The following is a 19750-nucleotide window of genomic DNA, read 5'->3' as shown; positions in this document are numbered from 1 at the left end:
AACCATGACTGAAGGTTGGAATATTGCATTGCTCGGGGCAACCGGTGCGGTCGGCGACGCTATCATATCACTACTCCAAGAGCGAGAGTTTCCCGTTGGTGAGCTTTATTTACTCGCGAGTGAACGCAGTGCAGGGGAGAGCATTCGTTTTAACGGGAAAAGTTACCAAGTCAAAAATGTAGAAGGTTTTGATTGGTCACAGGCACAAATTGCTTTTTTCACCGCAGGTGAGGAAGCGAGCGCTCAATATGCTGATTTAGCAGCACAAGAAGGCTGTATTGTGATTGATAGCAGTGGGGTATTTGCTTTAGATCCAGACGTGCCGCTAGTGGTTCCCGGTGTTAACCCTCAAGTCTTAGCCGATTATCGTAACCGCAATATTGTTGCAGTTGCGGATAGTTATGTTAGTCAGCTATTAACTGCGATCAAACCATTGATCGATGCTGCTGGATTAGGTCGAATTACGCTGACGAACATGTTATCGGTTTCTGCTCATGGCAAAGCTGCGGTAGATGATTTGGCGGGACAGAGTGCACGTTTATTAAATGGTATTCCGGCGGAAGAAGGTTATTTTAGTAAACAATTAGCCTTCAATATGTTGCCATTAATGGCGGATAGAGAAGGTAGCGTAGTACACGAGCGCCGTTTAGTTGAACAGGTGCGTAAAGTCTTACAGGATGACGGGTTGCCAGTTGCTGTCAGCTTTATTCAAGCGCCAGTATTCTATGGTAATGCGCAAGTTGTTCATTTAGAAACCTTACGTCCTGTGAGTGCAGAAGAAGCAAGCGAAGAATTTGAACGTTTTTCTGATATTCAAGTCTCAGAAGAGGGGGATTATCCAACTCAGGTGACTGAGGCATCGGGTAATGACGCTTTAAGTATCGGTTGTATTCGTAATGACTATGGTATCCCTGAAGTGCTCCAGTTTTGGTCAGTTGCCGATAATGTCCGCTTTGGTGGTGCATTAATGGCAGTTGAAACCGCAGAAAAACTGGTTCAGGAGCAGTTTTACTAATGTCAGAATCAACTAAGTTGTATCGAATCGCGCTTGGAATTGAATACAACGGCAGTCGTTATTATGGTTGGCAGCGTCAGCAAGAAGTTAAAAGTGTTCAGGGCTGTCTTGAAGAAGCACTGTCTAAAATTGCGGCAGAGCCCATCAGTGTAAACTGTGCAGGGCGTACTGATGCGGGAGTCCATGCGACAGGGCAAGTGGTGCACTTTGAAACTACTGCCATTCGTAAAGAAGCTGCGTGGACCATGGGGGCAAATACACATCTGCCCCCCGACATCGCGGTACGTTGGTGTAAGCCTGTTGATGAAGAGTTTCATGCTCGATTTAGTGCAACAGCACGTCGATATCGTTATGTGATTTTTAATCATCGTTATCGACCTGCAATTTTATCAAATGGCGTGACGCACTTTCACTATCCTCTGGATGAAAAGAGAATGCATCAAGCGGCTCAGGCGCTATTAGGTGAAAATGATTTTACTTCATTCCGAGCCGTTCAATGTCAGTCAAGAACACCTTGGCGCAATGTGATGCATGTGAATGTGACCCGTCACGGAAACTATGTGGTGGTCGATATTAAGGCGAATGCCTTTGTACATCATATGGTGAGGAATATTGTAGGCAGTCTGTTGGAAATTGGCTGTGGTAACCAAGATATTGATTGGATGCATCAGTTATTAGAATTAAAAGACCGTACTAAAGCCGCTGCAACAGCGAAAGCTGAAGGGCTGTATTTAGTGAGTGTAGATTACCCTGATAAATTTGACCTACCACAAAACGTGATGGGGCCTCTATTTTTAGCAGATAATCTGATCTAAATGACCTTAATATAAATCTCCACATGAGGAACCCCATGGAGTTTATCAGTTTCATTATTGATTTTATTTTGCATATTGATGTGCATCTTGCAGAATTAGTCGCCCAATATGGTACTTGGGTATACGGTATTTTATTTTTAATCCTATTCTGTGAAACGGGTTTAGTGGTTACGCCGTTCCTGCCTGGGGATTCGTTATTATTTGTTGCAGGGGCACTTGCTGCATTACCAAGCAATGATTTGAATGTTCACCTGATGGTGTTACTGATGATTATTGCAGCAATTATTGGTGATGCCGTGAACTACACCATTGGTCGTATTTTTGGTGAGCGATTATTTAAGAATCCAGATTCAAAGATTTTCCGTCGCTCATATTTAGACAAAACCCATGAATTTTATGAAAAGCATGGTGGAAAAGCGATTATCTTAGCGCGTTTTGTTCCTATCGTGAGAACCTTTGCGCCTTTCGTCGCAGGGATGGGTAAAATGTCTTATCGTCATTTTGCCTTTTATAATGTGGCGGGTGCGTTATTATGGGTGCTATTGTTTACTTATGCAGGCTACCTATTCGGTGACTTGCCGATAGTACAAAAGAATTTGAAATTACTGATAGTCGCGATTATCTTTATCTCAATTCTGCCGGGTGTTATTGAAATTATTCGACATCGCCGTGCAGCAGCGAGAGCCAAAAGTGCGGCGACGCAGAAAATCGATAACCAATAACAGGTTTAAAAAGTTTTTATCTACAGTGAGATATCATTGTGGTTTAATGGCAAAAAATAACATACTGATTTATACCCATTATATGAAGTGCTGACGATATTCAGCCACTAACATAATTTTGGGTATGATCAGAGTGCAATCAGACAAAAAGGTCCATTAATGAGCTGGATTGAGAAAATTTTAAAAAAAGGTACTTCGACCCCATCCCATAAAGCCAATATCCCAGAAGGTGTTTGGCGCAAATGTGATAGTTGTGGACAAGTCCTATATGGCGCCGAGCTTGAGCGTAATCTTCATGTGTGTCCGAAATGTGACCATCACATGCGTATTCACGCCCGTCAACGCCTTGAATCCTTCCTTGATGAAAACTCAACAACGGAATTAGGTAGCGAATTAGAGCCAAAAGATATCCTCAAATTCCGCGACTCTAAAAAGTATAAAGATAGAATTAGCGCCGCTCAAAAAGAAACCGGTGAGAAAGATGCAATGGTTGTAATGAAAGGGACCTTAAAAGGTATGCCTGTCGTTGCTGCTGCATTTGAATTTGCCTTTATGGGCGGTTCAATGGCATCTGTGGTTGGTGCGCGTTTTGTTCGTGCAGTTGAGCAAGCACTTGAAGATAATTGCCCATTAGTTTGCTTCTCAGCAAGTGGCGGTGCGCGTATGCAAGAAGCCTTGTTATCATTAATGCAAATGGCGAAAACTAGTGCTGCACTAGCCAAAATGCAAGAGCGCGGTCTGCCTTATATTTCGGTGTTAACTGACCCAACCATGGGTGGGGTATCTGCGAGCCTTGCAATGCTTGGTGATATCAACGTCGCTGAGCCAAAAGCGCTGATCGGTTTCGCGGGTCCTCGTGTTATCGAACAAACCGTACGTGAAAAGTTACCACCAGGTTTCCAACGCAGTGAATTCCTGCTGGAAAAAGGTGCGATTGACATGATTATTCGTCGTCCTGAAATGCGTGATCGTCTAGCAGATATTTTGGCCATGTTAACTAACAAGCCAAGCTTAAATCCTGAGCCAACACTGGTTGTTGAAGTGGTAGATGTCGAAATTGATCTGGCAGATACTATTGATAATACAGAAAAAGTGAAAGGTTCTGCTAAGCATAAAAAAGATGATGAGTAAGCAAATCATTCCTACTGCCAAGTCTCCATTGGAGGCTTGGCTCTCTTACCTCACTGACCTGCATAGCCAAAATATTGATATGGGGTTGGAGCGAGTAGGGCAGGCCGCCCGCCAAATGAATTTAACCCAACCCGCACCTCGTGTAATTACGGTGACTGGCACGAATGGTAAAGGGACAACCTGTCATACCCTTGAAAGCATATTGATGGCTGCGGGATTGAAAGTTGGGGTATACAGTTCGCCACATCTGATCCGCTATACTGAGCGCGTACGTATTCAAGGACAAGAACTTGCTGAAAGTGAGTTTTGTCAGGCATTTGCGGCAATAGAAGCTCAACGTGGAAATATTTCTTTAACCTACTTTGAATATGGCACCTTAGCTGCACTACAATTATTTAAGCAGGCAGCATTAGATATTGTGATCCTTGAAGTTGGGCTAGGGGGACGTTTGGATGCGACCAATGTCGTGGATGCTGATATTGCGGCAATCACTAGTATTGCCCTTGATCATACTGATTGGCTGGGTTCTGACCGTGAACATATCGGTTATGAAAAAGCAGGTATTTTCCGTCAAGACCATTATGGTGTCGTAGGTGAGCCGGATATGCCAGCCTCAATCGGAGAATATGCCGATAAGATTGGAACACGCTTATTTCGTCGTGGAAAAGATTGGAATTACCAAGAGCATGGTAATCATTGGTCGTGGGAAAGTGAGCAACGATCATGGCAAGATTTGCCATTACCCAATGTTCCATTAGCGAATGCGGCAACAGCCATGGGTGTGATTAGCTGCTTAATGGAGATAGCGCCTGAATTAACACTAAAAATAACGGATCAAGCAATCTATCATGGTTTACAAACGGCTCAACTGCCGGGGCGTTTCCAGGTTATTGGCGAAAATCCGCTAAAGATTTTGGATGTCGCTCATAATCCACATGCCGCAGGGTACTTGGTGACAAAATTGGCGCAATTGCCCATTGTTGATGGTCGACGTATTCGCGCGGTTGTCGGTATGCTGGGAGATAAAGATATTCAAGGCACATTGCAGTGTTTATCCAAGCAAGTGACTGACTGGTATTTAGCACCTCTCAAAGAATTTCGAGGCGCGGATGTGGCCCAACTGAGTCAACACCTTGATGATGCAAATGAATTTGATTCTGTGGAAGCTGCATGGCAACAGGCGTGTAATGATGCTCAGCCGCAAGATGTGATTGTGGTGTGTGGTTCATTCCATACTGTCGCGCATGTCATGATGTTATTAGAGAAAACAAAAGGATAGAGCCAGTGGCTAGTCAATTTCAAAATCGTCTTGCTGGCGCCATTGTCTTAGTAGCAGTGGGGGTTATTGTGCTTCCTGCATTACTGGATGGCGATAAGAAATACAATGAGAACGAATTTGCAGCCATTCCTATTATTCCTAAACCGGGTGATGAAGAAGATATTGAAGCAATTGCACCGATTACCCATAGTGCATCAACCGCTTCTTCAGAAGGAACCTCCGAGGCAATGTTATCGGAAGCTATCACTGAACAGCAACAGAGTGAAAAACCGCCGGTAGCAGCAAATAGCACAAACCAAAATGGTGCGACTATTCCTGTAAATGTCGCACCAGAGAAACCACGCGTTGAGCCAAAACCGGAGCCTAAACCGGAGCCTAAGCCCGTACCAAAACCAGAACCTAAGCCAGAGCCTAAACCTGAACCGAAAGTAGAGCAAAAATCAGAGCCACAAGGTAAAGCCTATGTGGTGCAGGTGATTGCACTGAATAATGCCAACAAGGTTGAAGAGATCGTAGCTAAATTGAGGTTATCTGGGTATCAGGTTTATACTGTACCGGCACAACCCGTGAATAATAAGTTAACGCGTATTTATGTTGGACCGGATGCTTCAAGGCAGAAGCTTGAGTCTGCACTACCGGAATTAAATGCGATTACCGGCACTAAAGGAATAATACAGTCATTTAAACCTTAAATTTCACTGTGATTATCCTTAAAAGATAAAGGTATTTAGTAACTTACTGCGGCGATTATGATTTTTTCTTTTCGCCGCTGGTTTTTTTAAATTCAGTAAAAAATGGTTACGCAAACGTTTTCGTTTTCTGTTAGAATGCATTCGCCGTTGTCGTGAATGCAAATTTTGGAATGAGATATGGTCTGGATTGATTATACAATTATCGCCATTATTGGCTTCTCGGCACTGGTAAGCCTGATCCGTGGATTTGTTCGTGAAGCATTATCCTTGATCACTTGGGGTTGTGCATTTTTTGTTGCGAGTACCTTTTATCCTTATTTAGCCAGTTATTTTACGAACTTTGAGGATGTACTTATCCGTAACGGAATTGCGATTGCAGCTCTCTTTATTGCGACCTTAATTGTCGGCGCAGTAGTGAACTATGTGATTAGCTCATTAGTCCAAAAAACCGGACTATCAGGTACAGATCGTGTACTGGGGATCTGCTTCGGTGCGTTACGTGGGGTATTGATTGTATCGGCGCTATTGTTCTTTCTCGATACCTTCACACCACTTCCTCAAAGTGAGGATTGGCAGCGTTCAGAACTTATTCCGCAGTTCAGTCATATTATTAGGTGGTTTTTTGACTACCTGCAAAATGCGTCAAGTTTCCTACCGGAGAATATTTCTCCGTCTGGCTGATGAGGAAAGACTAAATGTGCGGTATTGTCGGTATCGCCGGTGTTTCACCGGTAAACCAATCAATTTATGATGCGCTAACGGTGCTTCAGCACCGTGGGCAAGATGCAGCGGGTATTGCTACGATTGATAGCACAAATAATATCCGTTTGCGTAAAGCTAATGGTTTAGTGAAAGATGTCTTTGAAACTCGCCATATGTTGCGGCTTCAAGGTTCTATGGGCATAGGACACGTGCGTTACCCAACAGCGGGTAGTTCAAGTGCATCTGAAGCTCAGCCTTTTTACGTGAACTCCCCTTTTGGTATTACGCTCGCTCATAATGGTAACCTGACAAACGCGCACGAATTGGCTCGTAGCCTATTTGAAACAGCGCGTCGCCATGTTAATACCACGTCAGATTCTGAAATCTTACTCAACGTATTAGCTTACGAATTAGATAAATTTGACCATTTTCCTCTTGAACCAGACAACGTTTTTAGTGCAGTTGCTTCTATGCACAAAAAACTTCGTGGTGCATATGCGTGTGTTGCCCTAATTATTGGACACGGTATGTTGGCATTCCGCGATCCCCACGGTATTCGTCCATTAGTACTAGGGCGCCGGGTACTGGAAACGGGTGAACATGAGTATATGGTAGCATCAGAAAGTGTCGCGCTTGATACCCTTGGTTTTGAGTTTTTACGCGATGTTGCACCGGGTGAAGCAGTTTATGTGACTGAAGACGGTAAACTTTTTACTCGCCAATGTTCTGAAAATCCGCAACTGACCCCCTGCATTTTTGAATATGTCTATTTTGCTCGCCAAGATTCATTCATCGATAAAATCTCGGTATATAACGCAAGATTACGTATGGGGCAAAAACTGGGGGCTAAAATTGCGCGTGAGTGGGAAGATTTGGATATCGATGTTGTCATACCAATCCCTGAAACCTCTTGCGATATTGCGTTAGAAATTGCTCATATACTCGATAAACCTTACCGCCAGGGTTTTGTAAAAAACCGCTACGTAGGTCGTACTTTTATCATGCCGGGGCAGCAAGAACGCCGCAAGTCTGTACGTCGCAAATTAAATGCTAACCGTGCAGAGTTCCGTGATAAAAATGTTTTACTGGTTGATGACTCAATTGTGCGTGGAACGACGTCTGAACAAATCGTTGAATTAGCTCGTGAAGCAGGAGCTAAAAATGTCTATTTCGCCTCAGCCGCTCCTGAAGTTCGCTTCCCTAACGTTTACGGTATTGATATGCCAAACGCTAATGAGTTAATTGCTCATGGTCGTGAAGTGGATGAAATTCGTAAATTGATTGGTGCAGATGGTTTGATCTTCCAAGACCTTTCCGATTTAGTGGATGCGGTTCGTGAAGAGAATCCAGAAATCAACGAATTTGAGTGCTCAGTATTTGACGGCATCTATGTGACGAAAGATATTGACCAAACCTATTTAGATTATCTGGAAAATTTACGTAAAGATGATGAGTTGAAATTGAAAGATCAGAGTGATGTTGAGGATCTTGAGATTTATAACGAAGGCTAAATTTTCTTCATAATTAGTTCCACAACGTTGTTAGCTGCACTCGTGAGCGCTAGTCACATACTTTTGTATGCTCCTAGCGCTCATTCGTTTGCTGCCTAGTTATGAAACTAATTATTTAGAAAATTTGTTTGAATATCACACTATATGTAATCAACGTTCCAATCCCCCCTGATATCCTTTCTATCATTAAATTCGCGCCCTACAACTTCATGACATTTGGTATATAATGCAAGAAATTGCGTGAAATTGGGGCTGACATGAAAAAACTTATCATTGGGTTAACTGGGGCGAGTGGGGCAATCTACGGTATTCGATTGCTAGAGGTACTCAAACCGGTACAAGATGTAGAAACCCATCTAGTGATGAGTGCGGCAGCGCGTCAGACATTGGCGTTGGAAACCGACTACAGTGTCAAAGATGTTCAACAATTCGCTGACCATGTTTATGATAGCCGAGATATCGCGGCTGCAATCTCTTCAGGCTCTTTTCGTACCGTAGGTATGGTAATTATGCCGTGCACCATGAAAACCCTATCTGGCATCGTACATAGCTATACTGATACCTTAGTCACCCGTGCCGCAGATGTGGTATTGAAAGAAGGGAAAAAATTGGTACTGGGAGTTCGTGAAACACCATTACATTTAGGTCACTTGCGCTTACTTGTCCAAGCCGCAGAAATGGGCGCCGTGATTATGCCACCTATGCCAGCGTTTTATCATCGACCTCAAGCAATTCAAGATATCGTTGACCAAACGGTGAATAGAGTACTCGATCAGTTTGATATTCAACTAGAGCAAGATCTATTCACTCGTTGGCAAGGTGCAAAATAATTATTGCTCAGGCGTTAATAGATCCTCTAAAGCAATTCTTAACTCAATAAATTCGAATTCGAATCCTGCTTCTTCTAGTCGTTTAGGAATGGCTTGTTGCCCTCCTAGCAATAATGTTGCCGATTCACCCAATACGGCTCTGACTGCAAATGCTGGCGTACGTATAAAAGAAGGGCGGTTAGTGACATCCCCCATCATGGCTGCAAATTGGTCATTATGAACAGGGTAAGGAGAGGTCATATTAAAGGGACCTGATAACCCTGGAGTTTCCATTAAAAAGCAAATCGCTTTTACCATATCCTTAATATGAATCCATGGCATATATTGTTTGCCATGGCCGATAGGCCCGCCTGCACCCATTTTGAATATCGGCAGAATTTTTGCTAATAATCCACCATTTGGGGACAATACTAACCCTGTTCGCAGTAGACATACGCGAGTTTTTGGTGATTCTGCTTCTTGGGCGATGGCTTCCCAGCGGGCAGCAAGGTCATGAGTAAATTCGTCATGAGGTTGATCCACTTCGGTGATCACGGATTGACCTTGATCCCCGTAATAGCCGACAGCAGAGCCAGATAAAAATACACTGGGTGGATTTGAGCTGGCTTTAATCAAATCTGTGATTTTTTGTGTGATTTTCCAGCGGCTATCACATAGAATTTTTTTCTGATCCGCAGTCCAGCGTTTTTCTGCGATAGGTTCGCCAGCAAGGTTAATGACCACATCAAAATCATTGAGGTTGGTTTTATCATTTAAGGTCGTCCAACATTCTACCGCTTTACAAAATAAGCTATATACTTTTTGTGGGGAACGACTTAATACGGTGACTTGGTGGGAATGCATAACTAGCTCTTGAACGAGTTGTGTGCCAATTAGCCCAGTACCGCCAGTAATTAAAATTTTCATTTTCCACCCTCATTCGATTTTTAGGTTACTCACGATACCTAAATAATCTAATATTTATCGTCCTATTATAGATAACTATAGCATTAGGAATTAGGAATTGTTGGGTTTCAGTTAACGGTTCGAAAAAAAGAATTTTGTATTATATCTTAAAGGGATGTGTTGATTTTTGTAATAAAGGGATGTGTTGATTTTTGTAATGGAGTCCAGCGGCAAATTTGGTTAGGATCCCTTGCATCATATTGATGAAAAGAATACTTTGTAGCGAGGTATTTCTGGTGAATAGGCTAAATAAGGTTTTCAGGATGGAACAACAGACCGAATTCGTGGAGTGGGTAGATATTGTTGATGAAGACAATAATGTGATAGCACAATCTACGCGTAGTCAAATGCGCGCTGAAAACTTGCGACATCGTGCTACTTACATCGTCGTGCATGATGGTATGGGGAAAATTTTAGTGCAGCGAAGAACGGACATTAAAGATTTCTACCCGGGGTTATTAGATGCCACTGCCGGTGGAGTGGTTATGCGAGATGAGAATATCCTAGAATCAGCTAAGCGTGAAGCAGAAGAAGAACTTGGTGTTGCGGGTGTTCCTTTTGCAGAACATGGCACATTCTATTTTGAGAATGAAAATTGTCGAGTATGGGGTGGGTTATTTAGTTGTGTTAGCCATGGTCCTTTTGCCTTACAAGAAAGTGAAGTGGTCGAAGTGAGTTGGTTGACTCCCAAAGAGATCACTGCACGTTGTGATGAGTTCACGCCGGACTCATTAAAAGCGCTATCTCTTTGGTTAACACGCAATAATGAGTCAAATAAAGCGATCAGCTGCTCAAGCCCAGAGTAAGCTATAACTATTAATACCCAAGAAGGACTACTAAAGTAGTCCTTTTGTGTTTTTGTGATTAGTGAGCTTGGGCTCTTTGATCTTATCGGATAGAGGGTATTGATGGAGCTTGTCGGCGTAAGATATATTGGCATCAATAACCTTTTCTCCAGATTTATTTTTTAAAAATGTATAATTATTAGACACTTTATCTAATACTCGGAAAAACTTTTCTTTTTCAGTTGTAATGACTAACCCTTTATTGGGTTCAAAAAATTCAAATATGGGAACACCATCTAGATGTTTGATAGCAATTCCCATCGCATGGAATTGTGATGAAAAATCACTGATGGTGTCCTGTTTCCTTTTTAAACGTAAGTCAATTTTTTGCTTGAACTGCTTTAGTGTCATTTTTTCATTGTAACTATATTCTGATATTTTTTTTGCGGAGCGGTATGGCTCATAAAAAATTCCATATTTTTTATTTTTATTCTCTAAAATTTTTTTTAGTAAACTAGTTTGAAAACATTCGGATAATTTAAAAAAGGATTCAATGCTATTAGCTGATAAATTATTTTGATAGTGATTAGAACACTTTTGTTTAACTTGTTTTGAGTGTTCTTTAATACAATCAATTTCAAAAGGCATTTTATCTTTCAATAAATTTTTTCTAAGGTTTGGAAAATAAGTATAAAAGTAGAGTTGCATTGTTAATTCATAAAACTTTAATGAATCTGTGCTAGACAGTTTATGAGATGAAGATTGAATTATATTTATTTTAAGTATACGTATTAAATAATTTTCAATAGTTTCATTATGATTTTGTGGTGGATAGCTAAAGTCACATCTTGTGTTATGGATATTGATAATTCTATCACTGAGCAATTGTATTTTTGATGCGGAATGAAATAATTTATTTATAAAGGAATTGCTTTTGTCTGTAAGGTTTCCTTTATTTTTAGCTAGTTTTATTTCACGATAAAATTCGGTGACGAAAGTTCGTTCATAATTAGCGTGAGCATAACGCAAGAATAGATGAGTTAGTCCATAGCAAAGGCCATCCTCAAGTTTTTTCATATTATCAATACCAATTATTTTTCTTGAAAATTCATTTTTTATTGTATTTTTATAGTGTTGAATAATTTTAGATTAATCGAATTTTTCATTCACTTTTATCGAATTAAACATACAGGCTCTTATATTAATAGATAATAATATCGAGGGTAATGATATTCAATGATAGAAAATACGCTTTCATATAGCGATGAAAAATAAAGGTCAACCAGTTTCCTGATTGACCTTTTAACGTAATGCTTAATAACAAAAATTAAGCGTTTTCGTTTTGTGCCGCTTGGATAGCAGTTAACGCAACAGTATAAACGATATCGTCTACCAGTGCGCCACGGGATAAGTCGTTAACCGGCTTACGCATACCTTGCAGCATTGGACCGATAGAGACCAAGTCCGCAGAACGTTGTACCGCTTTATAAGTGGTGTTACCGGTATTCAAGTCTGGGAAGATGAATACCGTAGCTTTACCTGCAACAGGTGAATTTGGTGCTTTAGATTTAGCCACATCTGCCATTACTGCAGCATCGTACTGTAATGGACCGTCGATCATCAAGTCTGGGCGTTTTTCTTGTGCTAAGCGAGTCGCTTCACGCACTTTTTCAACATCACTACCCGCACCGGAGTTACCTGTAGAGTAAGAGATCATTGCAACGCGAGGCTCAATACCGAAAGCTTTTGCTGAATCTGCAGATTGAATAGCGATTTCAGATAGCTGCTCTGCTGTCGGGTCTGGGTTAATTGCGCAGTCACCGTAAACAAATACTTGTTCTGGTAGCAGCATAAAGAACACAGAAGACACTAATGAGCTACCCGGTGCAGTTTTGATTAACTGTAGCGGTGGACGAATAGTATTTGCTGTGGTGTGAACCGCACCAGAAACCAAGCCGTCAACTTCGCCTTTCTCTAGCATCAGCGTGCCGAGAACTACGTTATCTTCTAGTTGTTCGCGAGCAACCACTTCGGTCATACCTTTGCTTTTACGCAATTCAACTAAACGAGCAACATACTCTTCACGAACTTTAATTGGGTCAACAATTTCAATACCAGCGCCCAATTCGACACCTTGAGACTCAGCAACACGACGGATATCTTCAGGATTACCTAAAAGAACACAAGTCGCGATACCACGTTCAGCACAGATTGATGCTGCTTTAACAGTACGTGGCTCATCACCTTCTGGCAGAACAATACGCTTGCCTGCTTTACGTGCCAGTTCTGTTAACTGATAACGGAATGCTGGTGGTGACAGACGGTTTGGACGCTCAGAATCCGCAACCAGAGATTCAATCCAATCGCTGCTAATATGGCGAGCCACATAGTTTTGAATTTTTTCAATACGCTCATGGTCATCAGCTGGCACTTCAAGGCTGAAACTTTGCAGATTCAGGGAAGTTTGCCATGTGTTGCTTTTAACCATAAATACTGGCAAGCCAGTTTCGAATGCTTGTTCACACAGTTTATGAATCGGAGCATCAATGTGGTAGCCGCCAGTTAATAAGATGGCACCAATTTCTACGCCGTTCATGGCTGCAAGTGATGCAGAAACTAAGACATCAGGGCGGTCAGCTGAAGTCACTAACAATGAACCCGGACGGAAATGTTCCAGCATATGTGGAATACTGCGCGCACAGAAAGTGACGGATTTAACGCGGCGAGTATTGATTTCACCTTCGTTAATCACTTCTGCATTTAAGTGTTTTGCCATATCGATTGCTCGAGTAGCAATCAGGTCAAAGTTCCAAGGGATGGCTGCTAATACAGGCAGATTTAATCCATTGAGCGCATTCGTATCGATATTCGCGATAGACGCTTTGGTTGAATCATCAAAGATTTCAGATAGGTCAGGGCGAGTACGGCCTTGATCATCAACAGGCGCGTTAACTTTATTAACGATAACCCCAATGATGCTTTCGTTGCGCTGTCCACCGAACTCATTACGAACCAATTCCAAACGCTCTTGCATTTGCTGAATTGAACTATTACCTGGTGCGGTAACAAAGACAATTTCAGCGCCAAGAGTCTTGGCAATTTCATAGTTGAGTGATTGAGCAAAAGAGTGTTTGCGAGTTGGAACTAAGCCTTCAATTAGAATAACTTCTGCATTTTTAGTGTGCTCATGGTAACGAGCCACAATCTCTTCCATCAGAACGTCTTTTTTAGAAGAGGTTAGCAGGGATTCTACATACTCCATTGTTAATGGCTCAACAATGGTCGTAATGCTTGAATGAGAGCGTAAAACTTCAGTAGTTTGATCTTTATTACCAGAAACGCGTGGTTGTGCGATTGGTTTAAACACGCTCAGTTGGACACCTTTTTGTTCCATCGAGCGGACGACACCCAAGCTGACGCTGGTTAAACCAACGCTGGTGCCTGTAGGAATTAACATAATTGTACGGGACACGGGAACCTCGTTTTTTGGTTACTCTAAAGCAGTACCGCCAGCATAAAGCTGGCGGCAAAAGTTTTTATGCTGTTAAACGTGCAGCATCTTGAGCAATCACCAACTCTTCATTGGTTGGGATAACTAATGCTGGGCGGCTGTTATCGGTGGTGATAACACCTTCTTTACCAAAGCGTGCCGCTAAGTTACGTTCGTGGTCATATTCGAAACCAAGAATAGCCAGTTTCTTCAATGTAATTTCACGAACCTGAGCGGAGTTTTCACCGATACCGCCAGTAAAGATGATAGCGTCAAGACGACCTTCCATCAGCGCACTGTAAGCACCCACATATTTTGCAAGACGGTGGCAGAATACATCCATTGCACGAGTTGCATCTTCTTTCGTGCCATAGTTGTCTTCCACATAGCGACAGTCGCTAGTCACGCCAGTTAAGCCCAGTAAACCAGACTCTTTTGTCAGCATTTTGTTGATTTGATCAACGCTCATGCCTAATGAATCATGCAAATGGAAAATAATCGCAGGGTCGATATCACCGCTACGAGTTCCCATTACTAAACCTTCTAATGGAGTTAAACCCATTGAAGTATCAACACATTTACCATTAACGATAGCAGATACTGAACCTCCATTACCTAAATGGCAAGTGATAACATTCAGTTCATCAACAGGTTTGTTAAGTCTTTTGGCTGCTTCGCGAGAAACATAGTAGTGGCTAGTGCCGTGTGCGCCGTAGCGACGGATACTGTGTTCTGAATACAGTTCGTATGGCAGAGCATACAGATAAGCTTCTTGTGGCATTGTCTGATGGAAAGCAGTATCAAATACCGCAACGTTTTTAGTAATCAGATGAGGGAAAGATTTTCTTGCCTCTTCAATACCAATCAGGTGAGCAGGGTTATGTAATGGTGCAAATGGGATTGCTGCTTTGATACCCGCAATAACTTCGTCGTCAATGACAACAGAAGAGGTAAATTTCTCGCCACCATGAACAATACGATGACCAATAGAAGTAATTTGCGCTGAAAGTTCAGGCTTCTCAGCAAGAATAGTATTAACAATAAAGTTTAATGCTTCGCTATGCGCAGCACCTGCACCTAAAGGAGCTTCCTTTTTCGCGCCATCCATTTTCCACTTGATGCGGGCTTCAGGCAAATTAAAACATTCAGCTAAACCTGATAGAAATTCATCCCCATTAGTCGGATCGATGATTGCAAATTTCAGTGAGGAGCTACCGCAGTTTAAAACCAGTACCAGCTTACTTGACATGGAAATACCTATCGTTAATTGTTGTTGTGAAGCCTTTTTTAAACTAAAAGACTCAAATGTAAAAGTTAATTAGCTAGAGCCTAGCGCATTTGTTACTGAGTCATTCATGATGGATATCATGATTAACGTAAAAAATTGCATGGATCGGCAATTTTACAGGGTTTTATGAAGCTAACGTTGTGTAATGCTGTTAATTAACTGTAAAAAATAAATTAACGGCTTGGTGTTGAAATAACGATCAAAACCCCAATATATCACTGTTGATTACTTAACAAAGAGAACTATTAAGTCACATAGGTCAACAGGAATTCTAAATACGGTCGATTCTACTAAAATTATTTTATATTTTATACGTTTTTTTTAGAAATGGGGTCTTTGGTTGATTAAAATCATAAATGCCCTATAAAGTGCAGTTATAGCGATAAGTTAGATATTTGTGAGAATAACATGAGCATAGCGGGTTTTACTGAAGCCGGCTTGAGTTAAGCAAGATTTGAAAAAAGATTATTCGGATTCTGAGTGTGCGTTCACAATCAGTTTGGCGTAAGCTAAGAATAAATTGATAATATTTTGATTATAGCAGTAGGAAGTTATTGATGAGCACAATGCAAAATACACCCCCGGGATTTTTTAAGCGCTTCAGATTGGGTAACCATTATCTGAAAGTGTTTCCTATGGAAAAAAAGCTGACGCCACTATTTCCAGAGCTGCGTATTAATAAAGCTATTCGTTTCGGTATTCGATTTATGCCGCCGATTGCTATATTCACTCTCGCGTGGCAAATCGCCCTTGGGGGACAACTGGGTCCCGCCATCGCAACTGCATTATTTGCCTGTAGCTTACCAATGCAAGGTTTATGGTGGTTGGGAAAGCGCGCATCAACACCATTACCCGCAGGGCTATTAAGCTGGTTCTATGAAATTCGAGATAAGTTTACTGCGGCAGGTATTGCGGTGGCACCAGTGGAACAGCAGCCGGACTATATGGCGTTAGCTGAACTGTTGAGGAAAGCGTTTAAACAGCTAGATAACACGTTTATGGAAGATCTTTAATTTTCAGATTAGGCTTCTACTGCCCACTAAAATCAGTAAAAAGTTTGGATTAACAACAAGTAATATAAAAAGCCGGTCTAGATCAATAAAAGTGGCATTTTATCTGTGCATGATTCCTGTTGAATGCGAAGATTACCTAAAATTATCTACGGAGAGCTGTAATGGAAATGACCAATGCTGAACGCTTAATCTTATCAAATCAATATAAAATGATGACGATGCTAGATCCTGATAATGCGGAGCGTTATCGTCGTCTGCAAACCATTATTGAACGTGGGTTTGGTTTACAAATGCGTGAATTAGACCGAGATTTCAGTGAGCTCAGTGAACAAACATGTCGTACTGTTATTGAAATCATGGAAATGTACCATGCATTGCAAGTTTCTTACGGCAATATGGAAGATAAACATGGTGTCGATGCTCGTCGTGTCCAATTTTTAGGTTTTGACGCTGCGACAGAAGCTCGCTATCTCAGTTATGTTCGTTTTATGGTAAATACAGAAGGGCGCTATACTCATTTTGATTGTGGAACTCATGGGTTTAATTCACAAACACCTATGTGGGATAAATATTTGAGAATGCTGAAAATTTGGCAATCATGCCCACGACAATACCACCTTTCAGCGGTAGAAATTTCCCAGATTTTAAACGCATAATTTTCCATCGTTCTTTGGGTTACAGTCGTATTATTATGAATTCTTTGACTCGGGAGTATAACGATTATACTCCCGAGTTTTTTGCTTGTGATTCAGAGTGATCTAAAGTATTGATGAGAAAATAGAGTGTGATATAGGTATTGGACAAATGAAAAAAGGAATCGATGTGAAGCTAAAAGCAAAAGGTTTTTTATTTGATCTTGATGGAACGCTGGCTGATTCATTAGCGGTCGTTGAACGTAGTTGGTGCCTCTTTGGTGATAGGATCGGCGCTAACAAACAAGAAATCATCGATTTTATCCATGGGAAACCCGCAATGACAACTTTGCGCCATTTTCTTCCAGATGCAAATGAAGAGGAGCTACAAACTCATTTTCGTTGGTTAGAGAAACTGGAAAGCGAAGATACTGAGGGGGTAGTAGCTTTACCCGGTGCTATTGAACTCCTTTCCCGATTAAATCAGATTGGTGCACCTTGGGCTATTGTAACGTCAGGAACTGTCCCTATTGCCCATGGCCGACAAGTAGCAGCAGGTTTACCAGAGCCTAAACACTGGGTCACTTTTGAAAAAGTGTCGAAAGGAAAACCGGATCCAGAGCCTTTCCAACTCGGTGCGCTGAGCCTCGCTCTTTCACCAAAAGATTGCATTGCCTTTGAAGATGCTCCCGCAGGGATCCATTCTGCACTTAGCGCAGGTTGCCAAGTTGTGGCAGTGCATGCACCAGAAGGCATGCCACGTAGAAGTGAAATTGATATAATTATTAGTTCATTAGAGCAAATTTCTGTTACGGGACCTGACAATGATGGGTATTTTGAACTTTTAATGTCAAAAAACAGCGAATAGCGATCTAATCAAAGAAATTCTCCGTAAAACATGGTTAACTAAGCAAAATCTTTAGCCTGTTTTTTTTCGTCGAAAGGGGATATTTTGAACGGAGAATTGCTGTGGGTACTAACCCTCCTATTGATCGCAATTGTTTTATTCACCACCAACAAAGTTCGCATGGATGTGGTTGCCCTGTTAGTTATTGTCGCATTTGTGTTGAGCGACACATTGACTTTACAACAGGCAACAGCGGGCTTTGCTGATCCAAACGTCTTATTGATTGCTGCTCTATTTGTTATTGGTGATGGTCTTGTTCGTACCGGAATCGCTTATCAAATGGGTGACTGGCTTGTCCGAGTGGCAGGCAGCAGTGAAAGTAAAATGTTAGTTTTCCTGATGCTAACTGTTGCTGGGCTTGGTGCCTTTATGAGCTCAACAGGCGTCGTGGCTATCTTTATCCCCGTCGTCTTAAGTGTCGCTGCTCGTATGAAAACCTCACCAAGTCGCTTAATGATGCCCCTCGGTTTTGCTGGGTTGATTAGTGGCATGATGACACTGGTTGCAACTCCGCCGAATATGGTAGTCAACAGCGAATTAGTCCGTGAAGGTTTACCGAGCTTTCAATTCTTCTCAATTACACCGATTGGCATTTTAATTTTATTTGCTGGGATCGGTTATATGTGGGTGACGCGTCGTTGGCTAGGTAGCAATGAACCGGATAAACAGCCAGTAAAGTATCAACGGAGTTTCCGAGATTTGATCCGTGATTATAAATTAGCGGGTCGTGCGCGTCGTTTAGCAATCCGTAAAGGCTCATCACTCATTGGGCACACTTTAGATGAACTTCATTTACGTTCCCGTTATGGCGCAAACGTAGTAGGGATTGAGCGCTGGCGTAAATTTCGCCGTGTTATGGTAAGTGCTACCGGGGGAACTGAATTACGGGAGCGTGATGTATTATTAGTTGATATCTCCGTTAGCGATGATGAATTACGTAAGTTTTGCAGTGAACAGCTTCTCGAACCGATGATCCTCCGTGGTGATTATTTCTCAGATCAATCCCGTGATGTGGGCATGGCCGAGGTTTCCATGAATCCGGACTCGGAGTTACTTGGCAAAAGCCTAAAAGAGATTAAGTTCCGTACTCGGTATGGGTTAAACGTGGTGGGTATCCGTCGAGATGGTAAGGCACTAGATGGTAAGCTGGTGGATGAATCACTGCGTTTAGGCGACATATTACTGGTCATAGGTGACTGGAAACTGATCCGTGTACTCTCTACTAAACCCCGTAACTTTATTGTATTGAATTTAGCTGCTGAAGTTGAAGCGGTTGCACCTGCATCCTCACAAGCCCCACATGCTCTGTTCTGTTTGGCATTGATGGTGGCGATGATGGTGACTAATGAAATTCCTAATTTTATTGCCGCATTGATAGCATGTTTATTGATGGGAAAATTCCGCTGTATCGATATGGAAAGCGCGTATAAATCGATTCACTGGCCGAGCATTATTTTAATTGTGGGGATGATGCCGTTTGCTATCGCACTGCAAGAAACTGGGGGGATAGCCCTTGCTGTTGATGCATTAATGAAAGTTGCTGGGGGATTAGGGCCACATGTGATGCTACTTTGCTTATTTATTCTGTGTGCCACCATTGGGCTATTTATATCTAACACCGCAACGGCTGTTTTAATGGCCCCCATCGCGATAGCCGCTGCTCGTCAAATGGATGTTTCTCCGTTACCGTTCGCCATGGTTATTGGTATTGCGGCTTCCGCGGCATTTATGACCCCCGTATCTTCCCCTGTAAATACGTTAGTATTGGGGCCTGGAGGTTATAAATTCTCAGATTTTTTGAAAATGGGGGTTCCATTCACCATTATTGTTATGATCATTAGCGTAGCCGTGATCCCTGTTTTATTCCCTTTTTGAACAGTAATAGGCTCTAACACGTAGAGCCTATTACATCATGAAAATTAATAACCATAATTAACAGTATTAAAATAAAAAGATACTGCTAATTATGGTTATTTTTATTTTAAGGAAAAAT

18 protein-coding genes are annotated in these 19750 nt (G+C 41.9%); 14 read left to right on the top strand and 4 right to left on the bottom strand.

The features are described 5' to 3' along the window. Window positions 1–4: 4 nt before the first annotated feature. From PROVRUST_RS14215 to PROVRUST_RS14175, 9 genes are all read left to right on the top strand, one after another. Window positions 5–1015, top strand: coding sequence for an aspartate-semialdehyde dehydrogenase (locus PROVRUST_RS14215; protein ID WP_006815563.1), 1011 nt, complete (start codon window positions 5–7; stop codon window positions 1013–1015). Continuing rightward, window positions 1015–1830, top strand: a complete 816-nt coding sequence (gene truA / locus PROVRUST_RS14210) for a tRNA pseudouridine(38-40) synthase TruA (protein WP_006815562.1) — start codon at window positions 1015–1017, stop codon at window positions 1828–1830. Before PROVRUST_RS14215 ends, truA begins: the two co-directional genes overlap by 1 nt. A 35-nt stretch (window positions 1831–1865) precedes the next feature. Then, a complete protein-coding gene (locus PROVRUST_RS14205; protein ID WP_039855372.1) occupies window positions 1866–2552 on the top strand; it encodes a DedA family protein in 687 nt (228 codons plus the stop codon). A gap of 159 nt (window positions 2553–2711) precedes the next feature. Next, window positions 2712–3683: an acetyl-CoA carboxylase, carboxyltransferase subunit beta gene (gene accD / locus PROVRUST_RS14200; RefSeq protein WP_006815560.1), complete on the top strand. Its 972-nt coding sequence runs from the start codon at window positions 2712–2714 to the stop codon at window positions 3681–3683. After that, window positions 3673–4962, top strand: coding sequence for a bifunctional tetrahydrofolate synthase/dihydrofolate synthase (folC, locus tag PROVRUST_RS14195; RefSeq protein ID WP_006815559.1), 1290 nt, complete (start codon window positions 3673–3675; stop codon window positions 4960–4962). Before accD ends, folC begins: the two co-directional genes overlap by 11 nt. A gap of 5 nt (window positions 4963–4967) precedes the next feature. Then, window positions 4968–5654, top strand: coding sequence for a cell division protein DedD (gene dedD / locus PROVRUST_RS14190; protein ID WP_006815558.1), 687 nt, complete (start codon window positions 4968–4970; stop codon window positions 5652–5654). A 177-nt stretch (window positions 5655–5831) separates the two neighbouring features. Beyond that, on the top strand, window positions 5832–6335 hold the full coding sequence (cvpA, locus tag PROVRUST_RS14185; RefSeq protein WP_006815556.1) for a colicin V production protein: 504 nt from the start codon (window positions 5832–5834) through the stop codon (window positions 6333–6335). Window positions 6336–6349: 14 nt separating this feature from the next. Then, entirely contained in the window at window positions 6350–7867 is a 1518-nt protein-coding gene (gene purF / locus PROVRUST_RS14180; RefSeq protein WP_006815555.1) for an amidophosphoribosyltransferase, read from the top strand. Window positions 7868–8124: 257 nt separating this feature from the next. Then, entirely contained in the window at window positions 8125–8697 is a 573-nt protein-coding gene (locus PROVRUST_RS14175; RefSeq protein ID WP_006815554.1) for a UbiX family flavin prenyltransferase, read from the top strand. Here PROVRUST_RS14175 and PROVRUST_RS14170 read toward each other — a convergent pair whose 3' ends face one another. Further along, window positions 8698–9603: a TIGR01777 family oxidoreductase gene (locus PROVRUST_RS14170; RefSeq protein ID WP_006815553.1), complete on the bottom strand. Its 906-nt coding sequence runs from the start codon at window positions 9601–9603 to the stop codon at window positions 8698–8700. Window positions 9604–9905: 302 nt separating this feature from the next. Here PROVRUST_RS14170 and yfcD point away from each other — a divergent pair, with 302 nt between their 5' ends. Next, window positions 9906–10448 (top strand): NUDIX hydrolase YfcD, encoded by a 543-nt coding sequence (yfcD, locus tag PROVRUST_RS14165; RefSeq protein WP_039855369.1) that lies wholly within the window; start codon window positions 9906–9908, stop codon window positions 10446–10448. Window positions 10449–10478: 30 nt separating this feature from the next. On the opposite strand, the gene PROVRUST_RS14160 is transcribed toward yfcD, so the two are convergent. The 3 genes from PROVRUST_RS14160 to ackA form a co-directional block, all read right to left on the bottom strand. Further along, window positions 10479–11504, bottom strand: coding sequence for a hypothetical protein (locus PROVRUST_RS14160; protein ID WP_006815551.1), 1026 nt, complete (start codon window positions 11502–11504; stop codon window positions 10479–10481). A gap of 250 nt (window positions 11505–11754) precedes the next feature. Beyond that, on the bottom strand, window positions 11755–13884 hold the full coding sequence (gene pta / locus PROVRUST_RS14155) for a phosphate acetyltransferase (protein WP_154600492.1): 2130 nt from the start codon (window positions 13882–13884) through the stop codon (window positions 11755–11757). Window positions 13885–13963: 79 nt separating this feature from the next. Continuing rightward, a complete protein-coding gene (gene ackA / locus PROVRUST_RS14150; protein WP_006815548.1) occupies window positions 13964–15166 on the bottom strand; it encodes an acetate kinase in 1203 nt (400 codons plus the stop codon). A 596-nt stretch (window positions 15167–15762) separates the two neighbouring features. Here ackA and yfbV point away from each other — a divergent pair. The 4 genes from yfbV to PROVRUST_RS14130 all read left to right on the top strand — a co-directional run bounded on the left by yfbV (window position 15763) and on the right by PROVRUST_RS14130 (window position 19632). Beyond that, complete coding sequence (gene yfbV, locus PROVRUST_RS14145; RefSeq protein ID WP_039855366.1) at window positions 15763–16218, top strand: terminus macrodomain insulation protein YfbV; 456 nt, start codon at window positions 15763–15765, stop codon at window positions 16216–16218. A 161-nt stretch (window positions 16219–16379) separates the two neighbouring features. Continuing rightward, on the top strand, window positions 16380–16874 hold the full coding sequence (locus tag PROVRUST_RS14140; protein WP_006815546.1) for a YfbU family protein: 495 nt from the start codon (window positions 16380–16382) through the stop codon (window positions 16872–16874). A gap of 166 nt (window positions 16875–17040) precedes the next feature. Further along, entirely contained in the window at window positions 17041–17718 is a 678-nt protein-coding gene (locus PROVRUST_RS14135) for a sugar phosphatase (RefSeq protein WP_039855497.1), read from the top strand. 84 nt (window positions 17719–17802) lie between these two features. Then, a complete protein-coding gene (locus PROVRUST_RS14130) occupies window positions 17803–19632 on the top strand; it encodes an SLC13 family permease (RefSeq protein ID WP_039855365.1) in 1830 nt (609 codons plus the stop codon). The last annotated feature ends 118 nt before the right edge of the window (window positions 19633–19750 follow it).

The sequence above is a fragment of the Providencia rustigianii DSM 4541 genome (genome assembly GCF_000156395.1).
GTDB lineage: Bacteria > Pseudomonadota > Gammaproteobacteria > Enterobacterales > Enterobacteriaceae > Providencia > Providencia rustigianii.
This window is presented reverse-complemented; position numbering and strand designations above follow the sequence as displayed.

Coding starts and splice junctions, on each gene's coding strand:
- PROVRUST_RS14215 (WP_006815563.1), top strand. CDS start 5: ATGACTGAAGGTTGGAATATTGCATTGCTCGGGGCAACCGGTGCGGTC.
- truA (WP_006815562.1), top strand. CDS start 1,015: ATGTCAGAATCAACTAAGTTGTATCGAATCGCGCTTGGAATTGAATAC.
- PROVRUST_RS14205 (WP_039855372.1), top strand. CDS start 1,866: ATGGAGTTTATCAGTTTCATTATTGATTTTATTTTGCATATTGATGTG.
- accD (WP_006815560.1), top strand. CDS start 2,712: ATGAGCTGGATTGAGAAAATTTTAAAAAAAGGTACTTCGACCCCATCC.
- folC (WP_006815559.1), top strand. CDS start 3,673: ATGATGAGTAAGCAAATCATTCCTACTGCCAAGTCTCCATTGGAGGCT.
- cvpA (WP_006815556.1), top strand. CDS start 5,832: ATGGTCTGGATTGATTATACAATTATCGCCATTATTGGCTTCTCGGCA.
- purF (WP_006815555.1), top strand. CDS start 6,350: ATGTGCGGTATTGTCGGTATCGCCGGTGTTTCACCGGTAAACCAATCA.
- PROVRUST_RS14175 (WP_006815554.1), top strand. CDS start 8,125: ATGAAAAAACTTATCATTGGGTTAACTGGGGCGAGTGGGGCAATCTAC.
- PROVRUST_RS14170 (WP_006815553.1), bottom strand. CDS start 9,603: ATGAAAATTTTAATTACTGGCGGTACTGGGCTAATTGGCACACAACTC.
- yfcD (WP_039855369.1), top strand. CDS start 9,906: ATGGAACAACAGACCGAATTCGTGGAGTGGGTAGATATTGTTGATGAA.
- PROVRUST_RS14160 (WP_006815551.1), bottom strand. CDS start 11,504: ATGAAAAAACTTGAGGATGGCCTTTGCTATGGACTAACTCATCTATTC.
- pta (WP_154600492.1), bottom strand. CDS start 13,884: ATGTTAATTCCTACAGGCACCAGCGTTGGTTTAACCAGCGTCAGCTTG.
- ackA (WP_006815548.1), bottom strand. CDS start 15,166: ATGTCAAGTAAGCTGGTACTGGTTTTAAACTGCGGTAGCTCCTCACTG.
- yfbV (WP_039855366.1), top strand. CDS start 15,763: ATGAGCACAATGCAAAATACACCCCCGGGATTTTTTAAGCGCTTCAGA.
- PROVRUST_RS14140 (WP_006815546.1), top strand. CDS start 16,380: ATGGAAATGACCAATGCTGAACGCTTAATCTTATCAAATCAATATAAA.